This window comes from Pseudomonas sp. GW823-FHT03E05, from assembly GCF_058796855.1.
The window spans coordinates 482,934-499,629 of sequence record NZ_JBXAJB010000001.1; the positions used below are offsets into that span (position 1 = coordinate 482,934).

At 65.5% G+C, this 16,696-nt stretch carries 15 protein-coding genes; 2 read left to right on the top strand and 13 right to left on the bottom strand.

Annotation, left to right across the window (positions count from 1 at the left end):
* Nucleotides 1-176: 176 nt before the first annotated feature.
* The gene (locus AC1RCO_RS02280; protein WP_492617328.1) at nucleotides 177-1,322 is read left to right on the top strand and encodes an EAL domain-containing protein; all 1,146 of its coding nucleotides are present in this window, start codon (nucleotides 177-179) and stop codon (nucleotides 1,320-1,322) included.
* Nucleotides 1,323-1,334: 12 nt separating this feature from the next.
* On the opposite strand, the gene AC1RCO_RS02285 is transcribed toward AC1RCO_RS02280, so the two are convergent.
* Nucleotides 1,335-1,808 carry a hypothetical protein gene (locus tag AC1RCO_RS02285; protein ID WP_015636104.1) on the bottom strand — a complete coding sequence of 158 codons (474 nt, stop codon included), beginning with the start codon at nucleotides 1,806-1,808 and terminating at the stop codon, nucleotides 1,335-1,337.
* A 198-nt stretch (nucleotides 1,809-2,006) separates the two neighbouring features.
* Here AC1RCO_RS02285 and AC1RCO_RS02290 point away from each other — a divergent pair, with 198 nt between their 5' ends.
* Nucleotides 2,007-2,909, top strand: coding sequence for a LysR family transcriptional regulator (locus tag AC1RCO_RS02290; RefSeq protein WP_015636103.1), 903 nt, complete (start codon nucleotides 2,007-2,009; stop codon nucleotides 2,907-2,909).
* 94 nt (nucleotides 2,910-3,003) lie between these two features.
* Here AC1RCO_RS02290 and AC1RCO_RS02295 read toward each other — a convergent pair whose 3' ends face one another.
* The 12 genes from AC1RCO_RS02295 to AC1RCO_RS02350 form a co-directional block, all read right to left on the bottom strand.
* The gene (locus AC1RCO_RS02295) at nucleotides 3,004-4,362 is read right to left on the bottom strand and encodes an OprD family outer membrane porin (RefSeq protein ID WP_492617329.1); all 1,359 of its coding nucleotides are present in this window, start codon (nucleotides 4,360-4,362) and stop codon (nucleotides 3,004-3,006) included.
* 116 nt (nucleotides 4,363-4,478) lie between these two features.
* On the bottom strand, nucleotides 4,479-5,828 hold the full coding sequence (locus tag AC1RCO_RS02300) for a citrate-proton symporter (protein WP_492617330.1): 1,350 nt from the start codon (nucleotides 5,826-5,828) through the stop codon (nucleotides 4,479-4,481).
* 87 nt (nucleotides 5,829-5,915) lie between these two features.
* On the bottom strand, nucleotides 5,916-7,310 hold the full coding sequence (locus AC1RCO_RS02305) for an amidase (protein ID WP_492617331.1): 1,395 nt from the start codon (nucleotides 7,308-7,310) through the stop codon (nucleotides 5,916-5,918).
* A gap of 489 nt (nucleotides 7,311-7,799) precedes the next feature.
* Nucleotides 7,800-9,212, bottom strand: coding sequence for an amidase (locus AC1RCO_RS02310; RefSeq protein ID WP_492617332.1), 1,413 nt, complete (start codon nucleotides 9,210-9,212; stop codon nucleotides 7,800-7,802).
* Complete coding sequence (locus tag AC1RCO_RS02315; protein ID WP_053159302.1) at nucleotides 9,209-10,489, bottom strand: Zn-dependent hydrolase; 1,281 nt, start codon at nucleotides 10,487-10,489, stop codon at nucleotides 9,209-9,211. The genes AC1RCO_RS02310 and AC1RCO_RS02315 overlap by 4 nt, the downstream gene beginning before the upstream one ends.
* Before the next feature lie 13 nt (nucleotides 10,490-10,502).
* The gene (locus AC1RCO_RS02320; RefSeq protein ID WP_015636097.1) at nucleotides 10,503-11,198 is read right to left on the bottom strand and encodes an ABC transporter ATP-binding protein; all 696 of its coding nucleotides are present in this window, start codon (nucleotides 11,196-11,198) and stop codon (nucleotides 10,503-10,505) included.
* On the bottom strand, nucleotides 11,198-11,959 hold the full coding sequence (locus AC1RCO_RS02325) for an ABC transporter ATP-binding protein (RefSeq protein WP_220222861.1): 762 nt from the start codon (nucleotides 11,957-11,959) through the stop codon (nucleotides 11,198-11,200). Before AC1RCO_RS02325 ends, AC1RCO_RS02320 begins: the two co-directional genes overlap by 1 nt.
* Nucleotides 11,956-12,966: a branched-chain amino acid ABC transporter permease gene (locus AC1RCO_RS02330; RefSeq protein WP_220222860.1), complete on the bottom strand. Its 1,011-nt coding sequence runs from the start codon at nucleotides 12,964-12,966 to the stop codon at nucleotides 11,956-11,958. The genes AC1RCO_RS02325 and AC1RCO_RS02330 overlap by 4 nt, the downstream gene beginning before the upstream one ends.
* Nucleotides 12,967-12,968: 2 nt before the next feature.
* On the bottom strand, nucleotides 12,969-13,829 hold the full coding sequence (locus AC1RCO_RS02335; RefSeq protein ID WP_011061951.1) for a branched-chain amino acid ABC transporter permease: 861 nt from the start codon (nucleotides 13,827-13,829) through the stop codon (nucleotides 12,969-12,971).
* 70 nt (nucleotides 13,830-13,899) lie between these two features.
* Entirely contained in the window at nucleotides 13,900-15,102 is a 1,203-nt protein-coding gene (locus tag AC1RCO_RS02340; RefSeq protein ID WP_015636094.1) for an ABC transporter substrate-binding protein, read from the bottom strand.
* A 102-nt stretch (nucleotides 15,103-15,204) separates the two neighbouring features.
* Nucleotides 15,205-15,975: a FadR/GntR family transcriptional regulator gene (locus AC1RCO_RS02345; RefSeq protein ID WP_072449937.1), complete on the bottom strand. Its 771-nt coding sequence runs from the start codon at nucleotides 15,973-15,975 to the stop codon at nucleotides 15,205-15,207.
* A 398-nt stretch (nucleotides 15,976-16,373) separates the two neighbouring features.
* Nucleotides 16,374-16,649, bottom strand: coding sequence for a hypothetical protein (locus AC1RCO_RS02350; protein ID WP_401153894.1), 276 nt, complete (start codon nucleotides 16,647-16,649; stop codon nucleotides 16,374-16,376).
* Between the last annotated feature and the right edge of the window lie 47 nt (nucleotides 16,650-16,696).

Sequence of the window (16,696 nt, forward strand, 5' to 3'; positions counted from 1 at the left end):
TCCTACTTCCATTGGCGAAGTGTCTTGAACTCAGTTGAGTTCAATTTGGCTAGCATGGTTTTTTATCCGGAGCCGCGGTGATGTCGACGCTGAGCGTACTGTTGTTGTGTTCGAACGCTTTTCGGGTTCGACATTTTTCAAGAATTCTCGCGTCTTGCGGTTTTGCTCGGGTACAAGTGATCAGCGATGACTGCGACGGCGCTCAGTTCCCGCCCGCCCTGGATGAACTGGACCTGGTGATCTGCGACTCGCTGCACTCCCTGAACGCCATCCCCTACCTGCGCAGGCTCTGCGAGCACCACGGCTTTTTCTCGATGATGGAATGCGAAGCGCTGCAAGCGCCGATCCGTTGGGGGCTGGCGAACTTTCGCGTGCGTTCCGGCAAGTACTGCGTCGGCAGTTACAGCGAGCTGGACACGCTGCAGATCAGCGCCTTGCTGCTCAAGGCGCTGGCCATCAAGCGTACGGTGAAAGGCCATGCACGTGACGATGCTCCAGGGGCGGCGGGAGCTGGTTGCGCCAACAACGACTGGGTGGCCGAACTGGATGTTTCCCAGGCCCTGGAACAGCGGCAGATCGTGCCTTTTTTCCAGCCCCAGGTCTGCATGAAGACCCGGCGGATCACCGGCGTCGAAGTCCTGGCCCGTTGGCAGCATCCTCACAAGGGGGTGCTGGGGCCGCAGTTCTTTCTCGACCTGTTCGACAGCCCGCAGGGCCATCGCCAATTGTTCGATTGCCTGTTGCAGCAGGGCCTGGCGCTGCAGCGGCAGTTGCAGGGCCACGTCAGCGGCGATGCCCTGATGTTCTCCTACAACATTGAGGCCAGCCAGCTGAGCGATCCGCTATTCGCCTTGCGGGTGTTGCAACAGATCGACGAGGCGCAGGTGCCCACGCGCCAGGTGACCCTGGAGATCACCGAGCGCCAGGCTCTGGTCCTGAGCATGCAGTGCATCGAGAACATCAGTGTGCTGGTGCACGGTGGCGTGCGTCTGTCCCTGGATGATTTTGGCACCGGGCATTCCTCGATCATGCGCCTGGCGGACATTCCCTTTGGCCAGCTCAAGCTGGACTCCGGATTTGTCGCCAACGCTACGGGGCCCAAGGAAACCCGGATCATCGCGGCCATCGTGGGGATGGCCGGTGCGCTGAACCTGGAGCTGGTGGCCGAAGGCATCGAGACCGAAAAGCAACGTGCGCACCTGCAGCGCCTGGGTGTCGATGCGGCCCAGGGCTTTCTGTTTCACAAACCGATGAATGCAGCCGCCCTGGTCCGGGTCCTGACGTTGAGCCGGCCGCCGCAGCGACAGCTCAGCCAGAGCTAGGATGCAGCGCGGTCACTGCGTCTTGAGCATCACATAGGCTTCACCGCCACGACGGTCGTGCATGAGGATGAAGGTCTGCCCGTTGAGGGTGATCTTGCTCGGTACGCTCTGGGCCACCGGGGTGCTGGAGAACTTGCCGGCCACGCTGAGAAATTGCTGGGTCAGCGAGCTGTCGTTCTGGGTCGGGGTGGTGATCGCGCATTCCTTGTTGGCCTGTATCTGAACGCCCAGGCTTTGGTCCTCGTTCATGCCCATCTTGGCGAAGCCGGCATCGGTCAGGTCACTGATGCCATGGTTGCGCGCGGCGGTCTCGGCGCCGGCGAAGGACGGCGCGGACTTCAGGCAGATATCGCGAAAGGCCAGGATGCCGGCGGAAGTGATGGTGGGCTCCGGGTTGATCTCCCGGGTCACGCTGGAGCAGGCGCCAAGCAGCGCCAGGGCGGTGAGGGTTGCGGCAAGTGGTGCGGTGCGGGGCAGAGTGCTCATGGAAATCCTTGGAAGCAGACGGCAAGGGGGGGGGAGGGTTCTTGCCGAATGAGGCATCGGCGCCCTGGCAGGGTAGGCAGGGGCATCGTTCAGATCAATCTTTTGTGTGAAAACCGCGTGTTGAACGGTTCCGGGGCGCTGCGGCTGGCGCAGTAATTGCCTGCCTCATGGCTCAGTTCAACGATGGGACCTGCGGCCATGCAATTACGAGCGTTGCGTTACTTCCACGAGGTAGCCCGGTGCGCCTCCCTGCGTCAGGCGGCGGAGCGCCTGTACGTGACCCCCACCGCAGTCAGCCGGCAGATCGAGCAACTGGAGCACTTCTTCGGCACCGCGCTGATCGAGCGCGGGCCCCGGGGCATTCGCCTGACCGTGGAGGGTGAATGCCTGGCCGAGCAGGTCACCTCCACCTTGCGCGGCTTCGACCAGGTGCGCGATGTGATCGCCAGCCGGCAGAGCCAGGTAGCGGGTAACGTCAGCATCCATGTGTCGGAAAGTATCGTTTCCAGCGTGCTGGCGCCGGTGCTGGCGGCGTTCAACCGGGCCCATCCGAAAGTCACCTTCAACATCGTCATCGCCAGTGCCGGCGCCACTCTGGATGCCCTGTGCAGCGGCGAGGCCGACCTGGGCCTGGCGTTCTACCTGCCGGAACGGGCCGAAGTGGAGGTGACCGCCCACTGCCAACTGTGGCACCGGGTACTGGTCAGCGCTGAGCACCCGTTTGCCCAGTGCCCGAGCATTCGCCTGCAGGATCTGGAGGGCCAGCCCCTGGCGATTCCCGACTCGGCCTACGGCGTGCGCCAGGCCCTGGAGGGCGCGGCGAAAAAGCGCGGAGTGAACATCCTTCCGGTATTCACCACCAGCTCCCTGGAGGTGCAGAAAAGCCTGGCCCGCCAACGTGCGGCAGTGCTGATCCTGCCCCAGGTGGATGCCGAGGCCCGGGACCTGGGGGATGGGCTGGTGGCCGTGCCGATCGACGACCAATACCTGGAGCGGATCCGGGTGGACCTGTGCGTGGTGCGCAACCGGCCCTTGTCAGTGGCGACCCTCAGGTGCCAGGAAATGCTTGTCCGGGCGATGCAACGCCATAGCCTGGCGTAGGAGCGGGCTTGCCCGCGAAGGCGTTTCCAAGAACGCTGCACGGCTTACGGACCTCTTCGCCGGCAAGCCGGCTCCTACGGAGGAGGGGCGGTGGTCAGAACAGGTTGAACGGGAAATTCCCCACCAGGCGGAACTCGTCATAGCTGCCGTCGATCTGCCCGCCGCTGGCGCGGTGGTTGTAGACGATGGTGCGCAGCACCGCATCCTTGAGCCGCCCGGACTGCACCACATAGGCCAGCATCAGGCCATTCTCGTTGTGCTTGGCGCCGTCCAGGCCGCGTACGTTGTAGCCGCGGTTGCGGCCATTGCGGTCACCGTCGTACTGGGTGCCATCGATGCCCCAGCCCTTGGCGTGCCACAGGCTGGCGCTCAGCCCGGGCACGCCGTAGGCGGCAAGATCCAGGTCGTAGCGCAACTGCCAGGACTTTTCATTGGGGCCGTTGTAGTCCGAGTACAGGGAGTTGGCCATGTAGTTGCCGGTGGACTCCCACACATAGTCGAAGTACTCGTTGCCGAACACTTGCTGCCAGGCCAGGGTCAGGCTGTGGGCCTGATGGCTGCCGGTCAGCGCCAGACTGAAGGCGTCGTTATCGATGTAGCCCAGGCGCTGCTGGCCCTGGTCCCGGGTGTGGTAGTAGTTGAACGCGGTCTTCAGCGCCAGCCGGCTTTTGTCTCCGGCGCGGTGGGTCAGGCCCAGGTAGTACTGGTCCCACATGTTCTCGAAGCGCGAGGCATAAAGGCTGCCTTCCAGGCCCAGGCCGGGCTTGACCGTCGCGCCCAGGTAGCTGATGCGCTCGCCGCTGTAGGCGCGGTTGCCGAAGGTGGTGGTCAGGCGTTCGCTGCCGGTGCCGGTGCGCGGGATGGCCCGGTCGAAGCTGCCGGCCTGCAGCGACAACCAGTCGGTTTCGTTGCTGTACAGGCCCACGCCCTGGAAGCTGGAGGGCAGTGCGCGGTTGTCCTTGTAGCGCAGCACCGGGTTGTCGGTCATCAGGCGCCCGGCCTTGAGCTCGGTGTTGGACAGGCGCAAGCGCACATCGCCGATGCCCAGGCGGCTCCAGGTGGGCAGGGCGTCGCCGTCGCTGTCCACCAGCACTCGGTCGCCGCCGTTGGCCACCCGGCCGTGGCCGCGCTCCAGGTTCACTGCGCTGAACAGGCCGGCGTCCACCCCAATGCCGATCAGCCCCTGGGTATAGCCGGAGCTGTACTTGAGCATGCCGGTCTGTACCCAGGTTTCCCGCACCCGGGTGCGCTGGTTGCCGTCGGGTTTCTTGATCGTCAGGTAGGTGTCGCGTTGGGTGTGCTGGTTGGAGTAGTAATGGCGCAGGTTGAGGTCCAGGCTGCTGCCTTCGATAAAGCCCGGGGCCTGGGCCTGCTGGCTTGGGCGCGGGTTGTCCTGGGCCAGCAGGGGGCTGCTGGCGCTCATGGCCAGGAGGCAAAGTACGAGCTGTTTCATGTCGCTTCCCCACAAATCAAAGGCGTCGAACCTCCGCCCGACCGCGGTCATGCGCGGCCGGCAGGGTAGAGAAAGACGCGGTGCCGGAAAAGGGTTTTGGGCAGTGAGGCGAATGCTCAGCGGGCGCGGGCTTCTGCGAGCCGTTGGCCGGGGGTGCTGCGCCCGGGTGTTTGTGGGCGGGTTTCCTTGGCGAACCAGGCGGCGGTCAGGCACACCAGGTTGGCCACCAGCAGGTAGCCCACGGGTGACATCGGGTTGCCGGTGGTGCCGATCAGCCAGGTGATGATGATCTGCGCCGTACCGCCGAAAGCCGCCACGCCAAAGGCGTAGACGATGGAGAAACCGGTGGAGCGCACCGTCTTGGGGAAACTCTCCACCAGCAGCACGATCAGCGCCGCGCCGCTCATGCCGTGCAGCCCGGAGAGCACCGCCAGGGTCAGCAGGAAGGTCGTCGGGCTGGGGTGCTCGGTCATCAGTTGCAACGCCGGGAACAGCACCAGCAACAGCACCACCCGCGGCGCCATGAGGATGGTGCGGCGGCCGAAACGGTCGCAGAGCATGCCGCCGGCAATCGCGCACACCGCCATGGCCGCGCCGGCCACCAGGGTCGAGAGCATGGAGATGCTGGTGGGCAGTTTCAGTTCGGTGAGGGCGAAGGTGGTCATGTAGTTGATGAAGTACTGGGTGATGGTGCTGCCCGACAGAATCAGCAGCCCCAGCACCAGCGCCCGGCGATGCTCGCCGAACACCTGGCGCACCAGGCTGCCGGTGCTGGCTTCTTCGCCCTGGCCATGGAAGGTTTCCGCCAGGTTGCGGCGGATGTAGATGCCGATTGGCAGTACCAAGAGGCCGAACACGAAGGGCACGCGCCAGCCCCAGCTGTTGAGGTCCTCGGGGGACAGCACCTGGGTCAGGGTGTAGCCCACGGTGCCGGCGGCCATGGCGGCCACGCCCTGGGCCACCACCTGCCAGCAGGCGTAGGTGCCGCGCTTGTGGGCTGGCGCGGCTTCGAGGATGTAGGTGGTGGCGGGGCCGGCCTCGCCACCCCAGGCCAGGCCCTGGATCAGCCGAGTGAGCACCAGCAGGATCGGTGCGGCGATGCCGATGCTTTCATAGCTGGGCAGGATGGCGATGCTGCCGGTGCCCACGGCCATCATCACCAGGGTCAGGAGCATCGCCGGCTTGCGCCCGACGCGGTCGGCGTAGGCGCCGATCAGCACCGCCCCCAGGGGCCGCACGATAAAACCCACTCCGAAGGCGGTGACCGACAACATCAGGCTGACAAAGGCGCTGTCGGAGGGAAAGAAGGTGTGGCCGATCATCACCGCAAAGGTGGCGTAGACCCCGAAATCGAAGAACTCCACGGCATTGCCGAGGATCACCGCGAATACGCTGCGCTTGCCTCCCGCCGCGTTGGGCGTTTCGGGCTCGGGTGTGGCGGATGGATTGGACGCTTGGCTGTGCATACTGGCCCCTCGAATTTTTATTCATAGGTTGCCCAGGCCCCGGGCGGCAAGGCCCGGGGCTGGGGTGAAGGTGGCAGTTTCGGTGTGTCAGTGGGACGGCGGATTTGGCCAGCTGTGGATTGCTCCGCGCCAGCTCTCATAGGTCTTGGCCACTTGCAGCAGCCATTGATCGGCAAAGCGCGGGGCGATCATCTGCAGGCCGATGGGCATGCCATCGGCGGCGAAACCGCAGTTGATCGACAGCGCCGGTTGTTCGCCCATGTTCCAGGGCAGGGTGAAGACGATGTGCTCGAACGGCTGCTGCGGATCATTGCTCGGTGACGGCCACTGGGCGGGAAAATGGTTGATCTGGTTGGTGGGTGACAACACCAGGTCGAACTCGCTGAACACCTGGGCGGCGCGGCGACGCATCTCGAAGGTCTGGTTGAAGCCCAGCACCGCCTCGACCCCGGACAAGTCGGCCCCCGGCGCCGCCCAGTCGCGGATATAGGGCAGCACCTTGGCGAACTGCTCGGCACCCAGGGCCGAGAGTTCCGCCCATTGTCGGGCGCGCCAGAAGCGGTCGAGGCCGTCTAGCTGAGCGCGGTCCATGATCGGTGCCAGGGTGCGGACCTGGGCGCCATGGCTTTCGAACAGCCGCGCAGCCTGTTCCACCGCCGCGCAGACAAAACCTTCCGGCTGCAGCCCCGCGCCGGGTTCCAGCATCAGGCCGATCTTCAAACCGTTGACCGACACCGGCGCATCGCTCCACTCGCCGGTCAAGGGCGGCAGGCTGGTGGCGTCCCGGGCATCGGGTCTGGCCAGGTAGCGCATCATCAGCACCGCGTCATCGACGCTGCGGGTCATGGGCCCGGCGCAGCGTCCGGTGTAATACGGGTCGATGGGAATCCGCCCCAGGGTCGGCTTGAACCCCACCAGCCCGCACCAGGCGGCCGGCAGGCGCACCGAGCCGCCGATGTCGGTGCCGATGTGCAGCGGCCCGTAACCGGCCGCGGCGGCCGCAGCGGCGCCGGAACTGGAGCCACCGGTATTGCAGGCGGTGTTCCAGGGGTTGCGGGTAATGCCGTGGAAGCTCGACAACCCCGAGGACAACATGCCGAAATCCGGCACCGTGGTCTTGGCCAGGATGATCGCCCCGGCCTCACGCATCCGCGCGGCGGGTGGAGCATCCTGCAACGCCGGCTTCAACGTGGTGGCCGCGCTGCCCAGGGGAATCGGCGTGCCTTGGGTGGCGATCAGTTCCTTGATCGTCACTGGAATCCCGTCCAGCGGGCCGTTGGGGGCGCCCTTGTTCCAGCGCTCGGTGGCGGCCCGGGCCTGCAGGCGCACCTGCTCCGGATCGAAGGCGTAGAGCGCACGGATATGCGGCTCCCAGCGCCCGACATGGGCCAGCAGATGCTCGTAGTAGTCCAGTGGCGAGAGGGTGCGGCTGGCGAATTGCGCCAGCAGCTGGGTGGTGGATAGATTGTGCAAATCAGTCATCGAACGCATCCTTGTGTCGGGCGTCAGTCGGGTTGCTGATGGCCCGACTGTATCGCTTCCACCCTAGCCCAACCATCACAAAGGACGCAGCCTGGTGTTGCGTTTTTGTGAGCACTGCAGCGGCGTATCCCTCGGCCCGATTGAATACGGCCCCACCCAATCGCGACGTTCTGTAGGAGCGGGCTTGCCCGCGAAGGCGGCCTCAGGGTTTGCACAAGACTCGCAGGCCTCTTCGCCGGCAAGCCGGCTCCTACGGGATTTCGCGCGATACAGGAATCAGGTGTAGGAGCGGGCTTGCCCGCGAAGGCGGCCTCAGGGATTGCACAAGACTCGCGAGCCTCTTCGCCGGCAAGCCGGCTCCTACGGGATTTCGCGCGATGCCGGAATCAGGTGTAGGAGCGGGCTTGCCCGCGAAGGCGGCCTCAGGGTTTGCCCAAGGCTCGCGAGCCTCTTCGCCGGCAAGCCGGCTCCTACGGGATTTTGTGCGGGTCAGTGTCGCAGGACGGGGGCTTGGGGGTGGGGGCTGGGGAACGCTTGCTCATAGGCCCGGCACAAGCGCAGCACTTGCTCGTCGGCAAAGCGTGCGCCCACTACGTGCAGGCCCACGGGCAGGCCGTCGTCGGCAAAGCCGCAGGGCAGTGAAGCCGCCGGTTGCTGGGTCAGGTTGAAGGGGTAGCTGAAGGGCGTCCACTCCATCCATTCCCCCAGGCCCGAGCCCGGTGGGACGTTGTGTCCGGCGGCGAACGCAGTCAGGGGCAGCATGGGCGAGAGCAGCAGGTCGTAGCGCTCATGGAAGGCGGCCATGTGGGCCACCAGGGCGGCGCGCGCCTCCAGGGCGGCGCTGTAGTCGCTGAGGCTGATGCCTTCGCCCTGTTCGGCGATGCGCAGCAGGCCCGGGTCCAGCAAGGCGCGCTGGGCGGGGCTGAGGGCTGTGGTCAGGCGCGCTGCCCCGGAGAACCACAGGGTATTGAACATCTCCAGGGGATCACTGAAACCGGGATCGACCTGCTCGATCTGCGCCCCCAGTTGCGCCAGGCGCTCCACGGCCCGAGCCACCACTCGCGCCACTTGCGGGTCGACCTTGACGTAGCCGAAGTCCGGGCTGTAGGCGATGCGCAGGCCCTTGAGGCTGGCATTTTCCGGTAACCAGGGCGTGCTGCGCGGGGCACCGAGCAGGCCGTCACGGGCATCCGGACGGGCCACGGTCTGCAGCATCAGCACGGCGTCATCGACGCTGCGGGTCATCGGCCCCAGGTGCGAGAGGATGTTCATCGCGCTGGCCGGCCACTGCGGCACGTAGCCGAAGGTCGGCTTGATGCCGAAGGTGCCGGTGAAGGCGCAGGGAATGCGGATCGATCCGCCGGCATCGCTGCCCTGGTGCAACACGCCGAGGTTCAGCGAGGCCGCCGCCGCTGCGCCGCCGGAAGAGCCACCGGCCGTCAGGCGGGTGTCCCAGGGGTTGCGAGTGATGCCGTACAACGGGTTGTCGGTCACGCCTTTCCAGCCGAACTCCGGGGTGGTGGTCTTGCCCAGCAGCACCGCGCCGGCCGCGCGCATGAAACCGGAGAAGGGTGCGTCGACCTCCCAGGGGCCGGCGGCCGCAGTGGTTTTCGAGCCCTTGCGGGTGGGCATGCCGCGGGTCAGGGTCAGGTCCTTGATCGACGCCGGCAAGCCGTCCAGGGCGCCGCAGGGCTGGCCCTTGAGCCAGCGCTGTTCGGAGGCCCGTGCCGCGTCCAGAGCCCCTTGGTGATCGATATGGCAGTAGGCGTTGACCAGGGGATTGAAGCGCTCGATACGCGCCAGGGCATCTTCGGTGACCTCCACCGGTGACAGGCGCTTGTCACGGTAATGGCGCAGCAGTTCGACGCCGCTCAAGGCGGCGATGTCAGTGGCTTGCTTCATAGCGATTGAGCTCCTTGAGCGGCATTGACCATGGCCCGCAGCAGGACCGCGCAGCCGTCGGCCAGGTCCTGGGGCGCGGCGTTTTCAATTTCGTTGTGGCTGATGCCGCCCTCGCAGGGCACGAAGATCATCCCTGCCGGGCCCAGCTCGGCGATGAAGATCGCGTCGTGCCCGGCGCCGCTGACGATGTCCATGTGGCTCAGCCCCAGGTGCTCGGCGCCCTGGCGCACGGCGGCCACGCAGGCGGGGTCGAAGTCCAGCGGCGGGAAGTCGGCGGTGGCGGTCAGCTCGAACGTCAGGCCATGCTGGCGACAGCTGTCTTCGATCACTTGGCGCACTTCATCGACCATGGCTTGCAACCGATCGGCGTGCAGGTGGCGCAGGTCGAGGGTCATCTGCACCTGCCCGGGGATCACGTTGCGCGAGCCCGGGTGCAGGCTCAGGCAGCCCACGGTGCCGCAGGCATGGGGCTGATGGGCATGGGCGATGCGATTGACCGCGCTGACCACTTGCGCCGCGCCCACCAGAGCGTCCTTGCGCAGGTGCATCGGCGTCGGCCCGGCGTGGGCCTCGACCCCGCTCAGGGTCAGGTCGAACCACTTCTGGCCCAGGCAGCCCATGACCACGCCAATGGTGGTCTGGCGGTCTTCCAGCACCGGCCCTTGCTCGATATGCGCTTCGAAATAGGCGCCCACCGGGTGGCCGAGTACCGCACGCGGACCGGCATAGCCGATGCGCCGCAGCTCGGCGCCCACCGACAGGCCCTGTTCGTCCTGCTTGGCCAGGGTCTCGGCGAGGTCGAACTTGCCGGCGAACACCCCCGAACCCATCATGCACGGCGGGAAGCGCGAGCCTTCCTCGTTGGTCCAGACCACCACTTCGATCGGCGCCTGGGTTTCCAGGCCCAGGTCGTTCAGGGTGCGGATCACCTCCAGCCCGGCCATCACCCCGTAGCAACCGTCGAACTTGCCGCCGGTGGGCTGGGTGTCGATATGGCTGCCGGTCATCACCGGGGCGCGGTTCGGGTCACGCCCGGCGCGGCGGGCAAAGATATTGCCGATGCCGTCCACGCTGACGCTGCAGCCGGCCTCTTCGCACCAGCGCACGAACAGGTCCCGGGCCTGCCGGTCGAGGTCGGTGAGGGCCAGGCGGCATACGCCGCCCTTGGCGGTGGCGCCCAGTCGGGCCAGGTCCATCAAGGACTGCCAGAGGCGCTCGCGGTTGATCAGCGGGGCATTGCTTTGCAAGGACTGCAGTGGGTCCAGTCGACTGTTCATGGCATTTCTCCCGTCAGGCGCTCAGGGCCAGGTAGCGGTTCTTGATGGTCGGGTCGGCGCGAAACTCGGCGGCGCTGCCCTGGTAGACCACGCGGCCCTGTTCGAGCACGTAGTGACGGTCGGCGAGCTTGTCGCAGACCATCAGGTTCTGTTCCACCAGCAGCACCGGCAGGCCGCCTTCCTTGAGGGTGCGCAGGATCTTCACCAGCTCGTCGACGATCACCGGCGCCAGGCCCTCGGTGGGTTCGTCGAGGATCAGCAGCTTGGGGTCATTGAGCAGGGCACGGGCGATGGCCAGCATCTGCTGTTCGCCGCCGGACAGGGCGTGGCCGGCGTTCTTGCGGCGCTCCTTGAGCCGCGGAAACATTCGGTAGATGTCGTCCAGCTGCCAGCGGCTGGTCTTGCGCTGGGCGATGCGCAGGTTTTCCTCGACGCTGAGCAGGCGAAAGATGCCCCGGTGTTCCGGCACCAGGGCCAGGCCCTGGCGGGCGATCTCGAAGATTTTCTGGCCCACCAGTTGCTGGCCGTTGAAGTGGATCTGGCCCTGGCGCGGGCAGATGATCCCCAGAATGCTGCGCAAGGTGGTGGTCTTGCCCGCGCCGTTGCGCCCCAGCAGGGTCACCAGTTCACCGGCCTCCACCTTGAGCGAGACGCCTTCGAGCACGTGGCTCTTGTCGTAGTAGGAATGGATGTTCTCGACGGTCAGCATCAGGCGGCTTCTCCCAGGTAGGCGACACGCACACGCTCATCGGCGCGCACCACATCCGGCGTGCCCTCGACCAGGATCTTGCCGTGGCTCATCACGGTGATGCGCTGGCTGATGGACATGACGATGCTCATGTTGTGTTCGATCAGCAGCACCGTGTGGTCGCGGCCCAGGTCGCTGATCAGTTGGGTCATGATCGGGATGTCATCGATGCCCATGCCCGAGGTGGGCTCGTCGAGCATCAGCAATTGCGGTTTCGAACAGATCGACATGCCCACTTCCAGCACCCGTTGCTGGCCGTGGGACAGCTCGCCGGCCAGGGTCTGGGCCCGGGCCGTGAGTTGCAGGCGTTCCAGCACCTGGTCGGCCACCTCCAGGTGCTCGCGACGGCTGTCCACGTGGCGCCAGAAGTTCAGCGCCCCCAGGCCGTCGCGGCCCTGGGCGGCCAGGCGCAGGTTCTCCCGCACGCTGAGGTTCTGGAACAGGCTGGTGAGCTGGAAGGAGCGCGCCATGCCCAGGCCGACCCGGCCGTGGGCGGGTTTCTTGATGATGTTCTTGCCGTTGAAACGGATGGCCCCGGCGGTGGCCTGGCGTTCGCCGGTCAGGCAGTGGAACAGGCTGGTCTTGCCGGCGCCGTTGGGGCCGATGATGGTGTGGATGGTGCCGGCCTCGACCTTGAGGTTGACCCCGTTGACCGCGTGGAAGGCACCGTAGGCCAGCTCCAGGTTCTGGGTTTCCAGCAGGTACTGCGCAGGCTTGCTCATGAGCGTTTCTCCTCGGCCAGCAAGGCCGTCTTGCGTGAGCCTTTGAGGCGTTCCGTCAGGCTCGACAAACCGCCCCACAAACCGCCGCGCATGAACACCACCACCAGGATCAGGATCACCCCCAGCAGAATCAGCCAGCGTGGCCACAGCTCGGAGAGGAACTCGCCCAGCAGCACGATGGCGCCGGCGCCGAGCAGGGAACCGAACAGCGAGCCGGTGCCGCCGACGATGGTCATGATCAGGATGTTTTCCGACATCGCCAGGTCGATGTTCGACAGCGGCACGAAGTGCAGGAGCATGGCGTACAGCGCCCCGGCAATCCCGGTGACCGCGCCGGAGAGCATGAACACCAGGATCTTGAAATGCCGGGTGTCGTAGCCGATGGCGGCGGCGCGGGTTTCGTTCTCGCGGATGGCCATCAGGGTGCTGCCGAACGGCGAGGCGATCACCCGCCGGGCACCGATGAAAATCAGCAGGAACAGCACCGCGACAAAGCCGTAGAAATAGCGGGCGTCGGCCAGGGACAGCAGCACCGTGTCACCGATGCGGATCTCCGGGCGCGGCACGCTGAGCAGGCCGTTGTCGCCGCCGGTCCAGTCGCTGAGGGTGTAGGCGATGAAGTAGGCCATCTGGCTGAAGGCCAGGGTCAGCATCACGAAGTAGATGCCGGTACGGCGGATCGCCAGGGCGCCCACCAGCAGTGCCAGCAAGGCTCCCACCAGCGCCGCGCCGAGCAGGGCACTGAACAGCCCCAGCTGCAGATGGATCATCAACAGGGCGGCGCAGTAGGCACCGGCGCCGAAGAAGATGCCCTGGCCGAACGACAGCAGCCCGGTGTAGCCCAGCAGCAGGTTACAGGCCAGTGCGGCAAGGGCGAAGATCAGGATCTCGCTGGCCAGGGTCGCCGACGGCAGCACCAGAGGCAGACCGATCAGCACCGCGATCACCAGCCACAGCAGGCCGCGCGATTGAGTCTTGGCAAAGGGCAGGGGATTTTTCTCGCTCATGATCATGCTCTCCCGAACAGGCCGTAAGGACGCACCAGAATGACTGCCGCCATGGCGCCGTAGATCATCAGGCTGGCGCCCTGGGGCCAGAGGCTGGTCATCAGGCTTTGCACCACCCCCACCAGCAGGCCGCCCACCAGGGCGCCGCCGAACGAGCCCATGCCGCCGATCACCACCACCACGAAGGCCACCCCGAGAATCTCCGGGCCGACAAAGGGCTGGGCGCCGCGCAAGGGCGCGAACAGCACCCCGGCGATCCCGGCCAGGGCCACGCCGAGGGCGAAGGTCATGGAAAACAGGCGAAAGATATTGGTGCCCAGCAGCGACACGGTCTCGGTGCTTTCACTGCCGGCCCGCACCAGGGCACCGAAGCGCGTGCGCTCCAGCAGCAGCCACAGGCCCAGCCCCACCAGGGCCGAGAACAGGATCAGGAACAGGCGGTAGTAGGGGTAGACGAAGTCGCCGATCACCAGCACCCCGCGCAGCAGTTCCGGCACCGCCACGGCCTTGCCCACCGGGCCCCAGATCATCACGCTGGCTTCCTGGATGATCAGCGCGATGCCCAGGGTCACCAGGATCTGGAACATGTGCGGCAAGTGGTAGATGCGCTGGATCAACAGGCGCTCGATGATCCAGGCCAGGGCCGCCACCACCAGGGGCGCGAGCACCAGGGCCAGCCAGAAGTTGCCGGTCAGGCTGACGGCGGTGTAGCAGATGTAGGCGCCGAGCACGAAGAACGCGCCATGGGCGAAGTTGACGAAGTTCAGCAGGCCGAAAATGATCGTCAGGCCCACCGCGATCAGGAAGTAGATCATCCCCAGCCCGAGGCCGTTGAGGATCTGGAACAGGTACAAATTAAGCATGCAGGAACCCTCGGCAGGGAGCCCTTGGACGGAGCCCGCTGCCTGTAGCCAGCGATAGAAGTGTCGAGCGTCAGGCCAGGGCGCAGCCGGTGGCGCTGACATCCGGGAACGAGCGACCGGCGCTGAGCACCTCGGCCAGGTCGTCCTTGTCGCGCATCGTGGCGGCGGCCTTGCCCACCAGCAGGTAGTAATCCTTGATCACCTGATGGTCGCCGGCGCGGATGCTCTCCTCGCCGGTGGGGCCCTGGTAGGTCAGGCCCTGCATGGCCTTGGCCACGGTAGCGCCGTCAAAGCTGCCGGTGGCGGCAATGGTGTCGAGGATGATCTTGCTGCCGATGTAGTCGGCGGCCAGCGGGTAGGTGGGGTTGATGCCGTATTTGGCCTGGGTCAGCTTCACCAGTTCGCGATTGAGCGGGGTGTCCACCTGATGCCAGTACTGCGCGCCGAGGTAGACGCCTTCCAAGACGTCGCTGCCCAGCTCCTGGAACTGGTCGAGCCCGGCGGACCACACCAGCAGCACCTTCATGCGTTCCTTGATGCCGAAGTTCACCGCCTGGCGCAGGGCGTTGGATGACTGGCTGCCGAAGTTCAGCAGCACCAGCACATCAGGGCGGGCGGCGATGGCGTTGGTCAGGTAGCCGGAGAATTCCTGCTCCTGCAAGGAGTGGTAGCTGTTGCCGATGTGCTCGATGCCATGTTCGGCACACACCTGCTTCGCCCCTTCCAGCAAGGCTTCGCCGAACACGTATTGCGGGGTGATGGTGTACCAGCGCTTGGCCTCGGGCAGCAACTTGATCAGCGGCACCATGGTTTCGCGGATGGCGCCGTAGGTTGGCACCGACCAGCGAAAGGTCGAGGCATTGCAGTCCTTGCCAGTGACCTCATCGGCGCCCACCGGGGTCATGAACACCCCACCGACCTTGCCCACCTCCTTGGCCACCGCCAGCGCCGAAGACGACAGGGTGCAGCCCTGGAAGAACCGTGCGCCGTCCTGGGCAATCGCCTCCTGGACCCGGCGCACCGCCTTGCCGGCGTTGCCCTCGGTATCGATCACCTTGTAGTGCAGCGGTCGCCCCAGCAGGGTCGGGTACTGCTCCACCGCCAGGCGCGAGCCCATGTCGGCGAACTTGCCGTAGCTGGCAAAGGCGCCGGACATCGACTTCAAACCGTAGAAGGTAAAGGGTTCGGCGGCAAAGGCGTTGCGCACCCCCAGCCCGAGGCTGAGGGCACCGCTAACGGCCAGACCGGCTTTCAACAACGTACGACGCTGCATGGGGTAACTCCCTGGTTTAGTTATTGGCAGGAGTGGCAATGGCGAATCGACGTAGCAGCCTGTGTTCAGGCTTGTTATTGGCAAAGCGGTGGACGGCGGGCGCTATCGGTGGTGGTCGAACTCCAGCAGGAAGTGCTGGGTGACTTCGCCTTCCAGGGCGGTCATGTGGTGCTCGGCGTCGCACATGTGTTCGTGCATCAACTGGCGCACTGCGCTTTCATCTTCGGCGCGCAAGGCCAGCAGCAAGCGTTTGTGGTAATCCAGGTTGGCGGCGTCGAACTGCTTGCGCTTGGGCTTGTAGGCCTTCTTCAGCACCACCAGGTCGCGCAGCAAATCGTTGAGAAACTGCGCCATGAAACTCAGCAGCGGGTTGGGGCAGGCTCGCCCCAGCAGGTTGTGGAACTCCAGCTCGGCGATGCGCTGCTCGCGCTGGCCGGCCTCGCTGTCCTCGGGTTGGCTGCAGAAGTCGATATTGTCCTGCAGGGCCTTGAAATCCGCCTCGCTCAAGCGCCCGATCACCGACACCGCCAGCTCCACCTCGATCACCTTGCGCAACTGATAGACCTGCTCGCCGTCCATGTGCTGGAAGTGCAGGTAGTTGCGCAGCGCGCGGCTGGCCGGCTCGGTACCGGCCTGGTTCAGGTAGGCGCCGCCGTTTGGCCCGGTGCGAGTGTTGACCAGCCCCTCCACCTCCAGCGCCTTGAGCGCCTCCCGGGCCGAGCCCTTGGAGCATTGGAAGCTTTCCATCAGCTCCTTCTCGGTGGGCAAGCGATCCCCGGGGCGCAGGGCATCGGTGACGATGGAACGCTTCACCGACTCGACAATCACGTCGGAAAGCTTCTGGCGTTTGCGGCGAACGGGGCGTTTCAGCATGGGCGGCTATTTATCGTATTAATGCGGATAAATAGTAATAAATAGAGATGAGGGCGGCGCGTCAACCGCCTGAGGGAATGGGGTGTCGTTTTTGGTGTTGAGGGGTCGTAGCTGGACAACCGAGCGGCCTCCACCCCCGTCCAACCCTCATGAAACCCGCAGGAGCTGGCTTCAAGGTTTGCACAAGGCCTCAGGGCCTCTTCGCCTGCAGGCCGGTCCCTACGGAATTTTGCGCGATGCCGGACGCTTGTGTAGGAGCTGGCTTGGCAGCGAAGGCGGTCGCAAGGCTTGCACAAGGCTGCGGGCCACTTCGCCGGCAGGGCAGGACTTCCTGAGTTCGCTGTAGGACTCAGGAGCGCGAGTGTGGATCAAGCGTGCCGCAGGTTTAATGGCCGGGCTCAGTCGAATCCGACGCTTGCGCTGTGGCGGGTTTCGCGGTCGTGCAACTGGTCGATATTGGTTTCGTAGGTGCATTGGCCGCTGCAATGGTGCTCGTAGCTGATGCCTGGCTTGAACTGCAGTTTGAAGGTGGGCATGTCGCTCTGGGGCGCCGGGGTCTGGATGGGGGTGGCCGGTAACGGGGGCTGCGGGTAGCTCAGGTCAAGGCCTTCAGCCTGGGTCGAGAAGGCTGCCGCGAGCAGTGCGCCCGGGAAAAACGCTTTGCAACTGAACATCATTGAATCCGCATTGCCATAAAAGGGTTGCCGATTATAACGAGCCA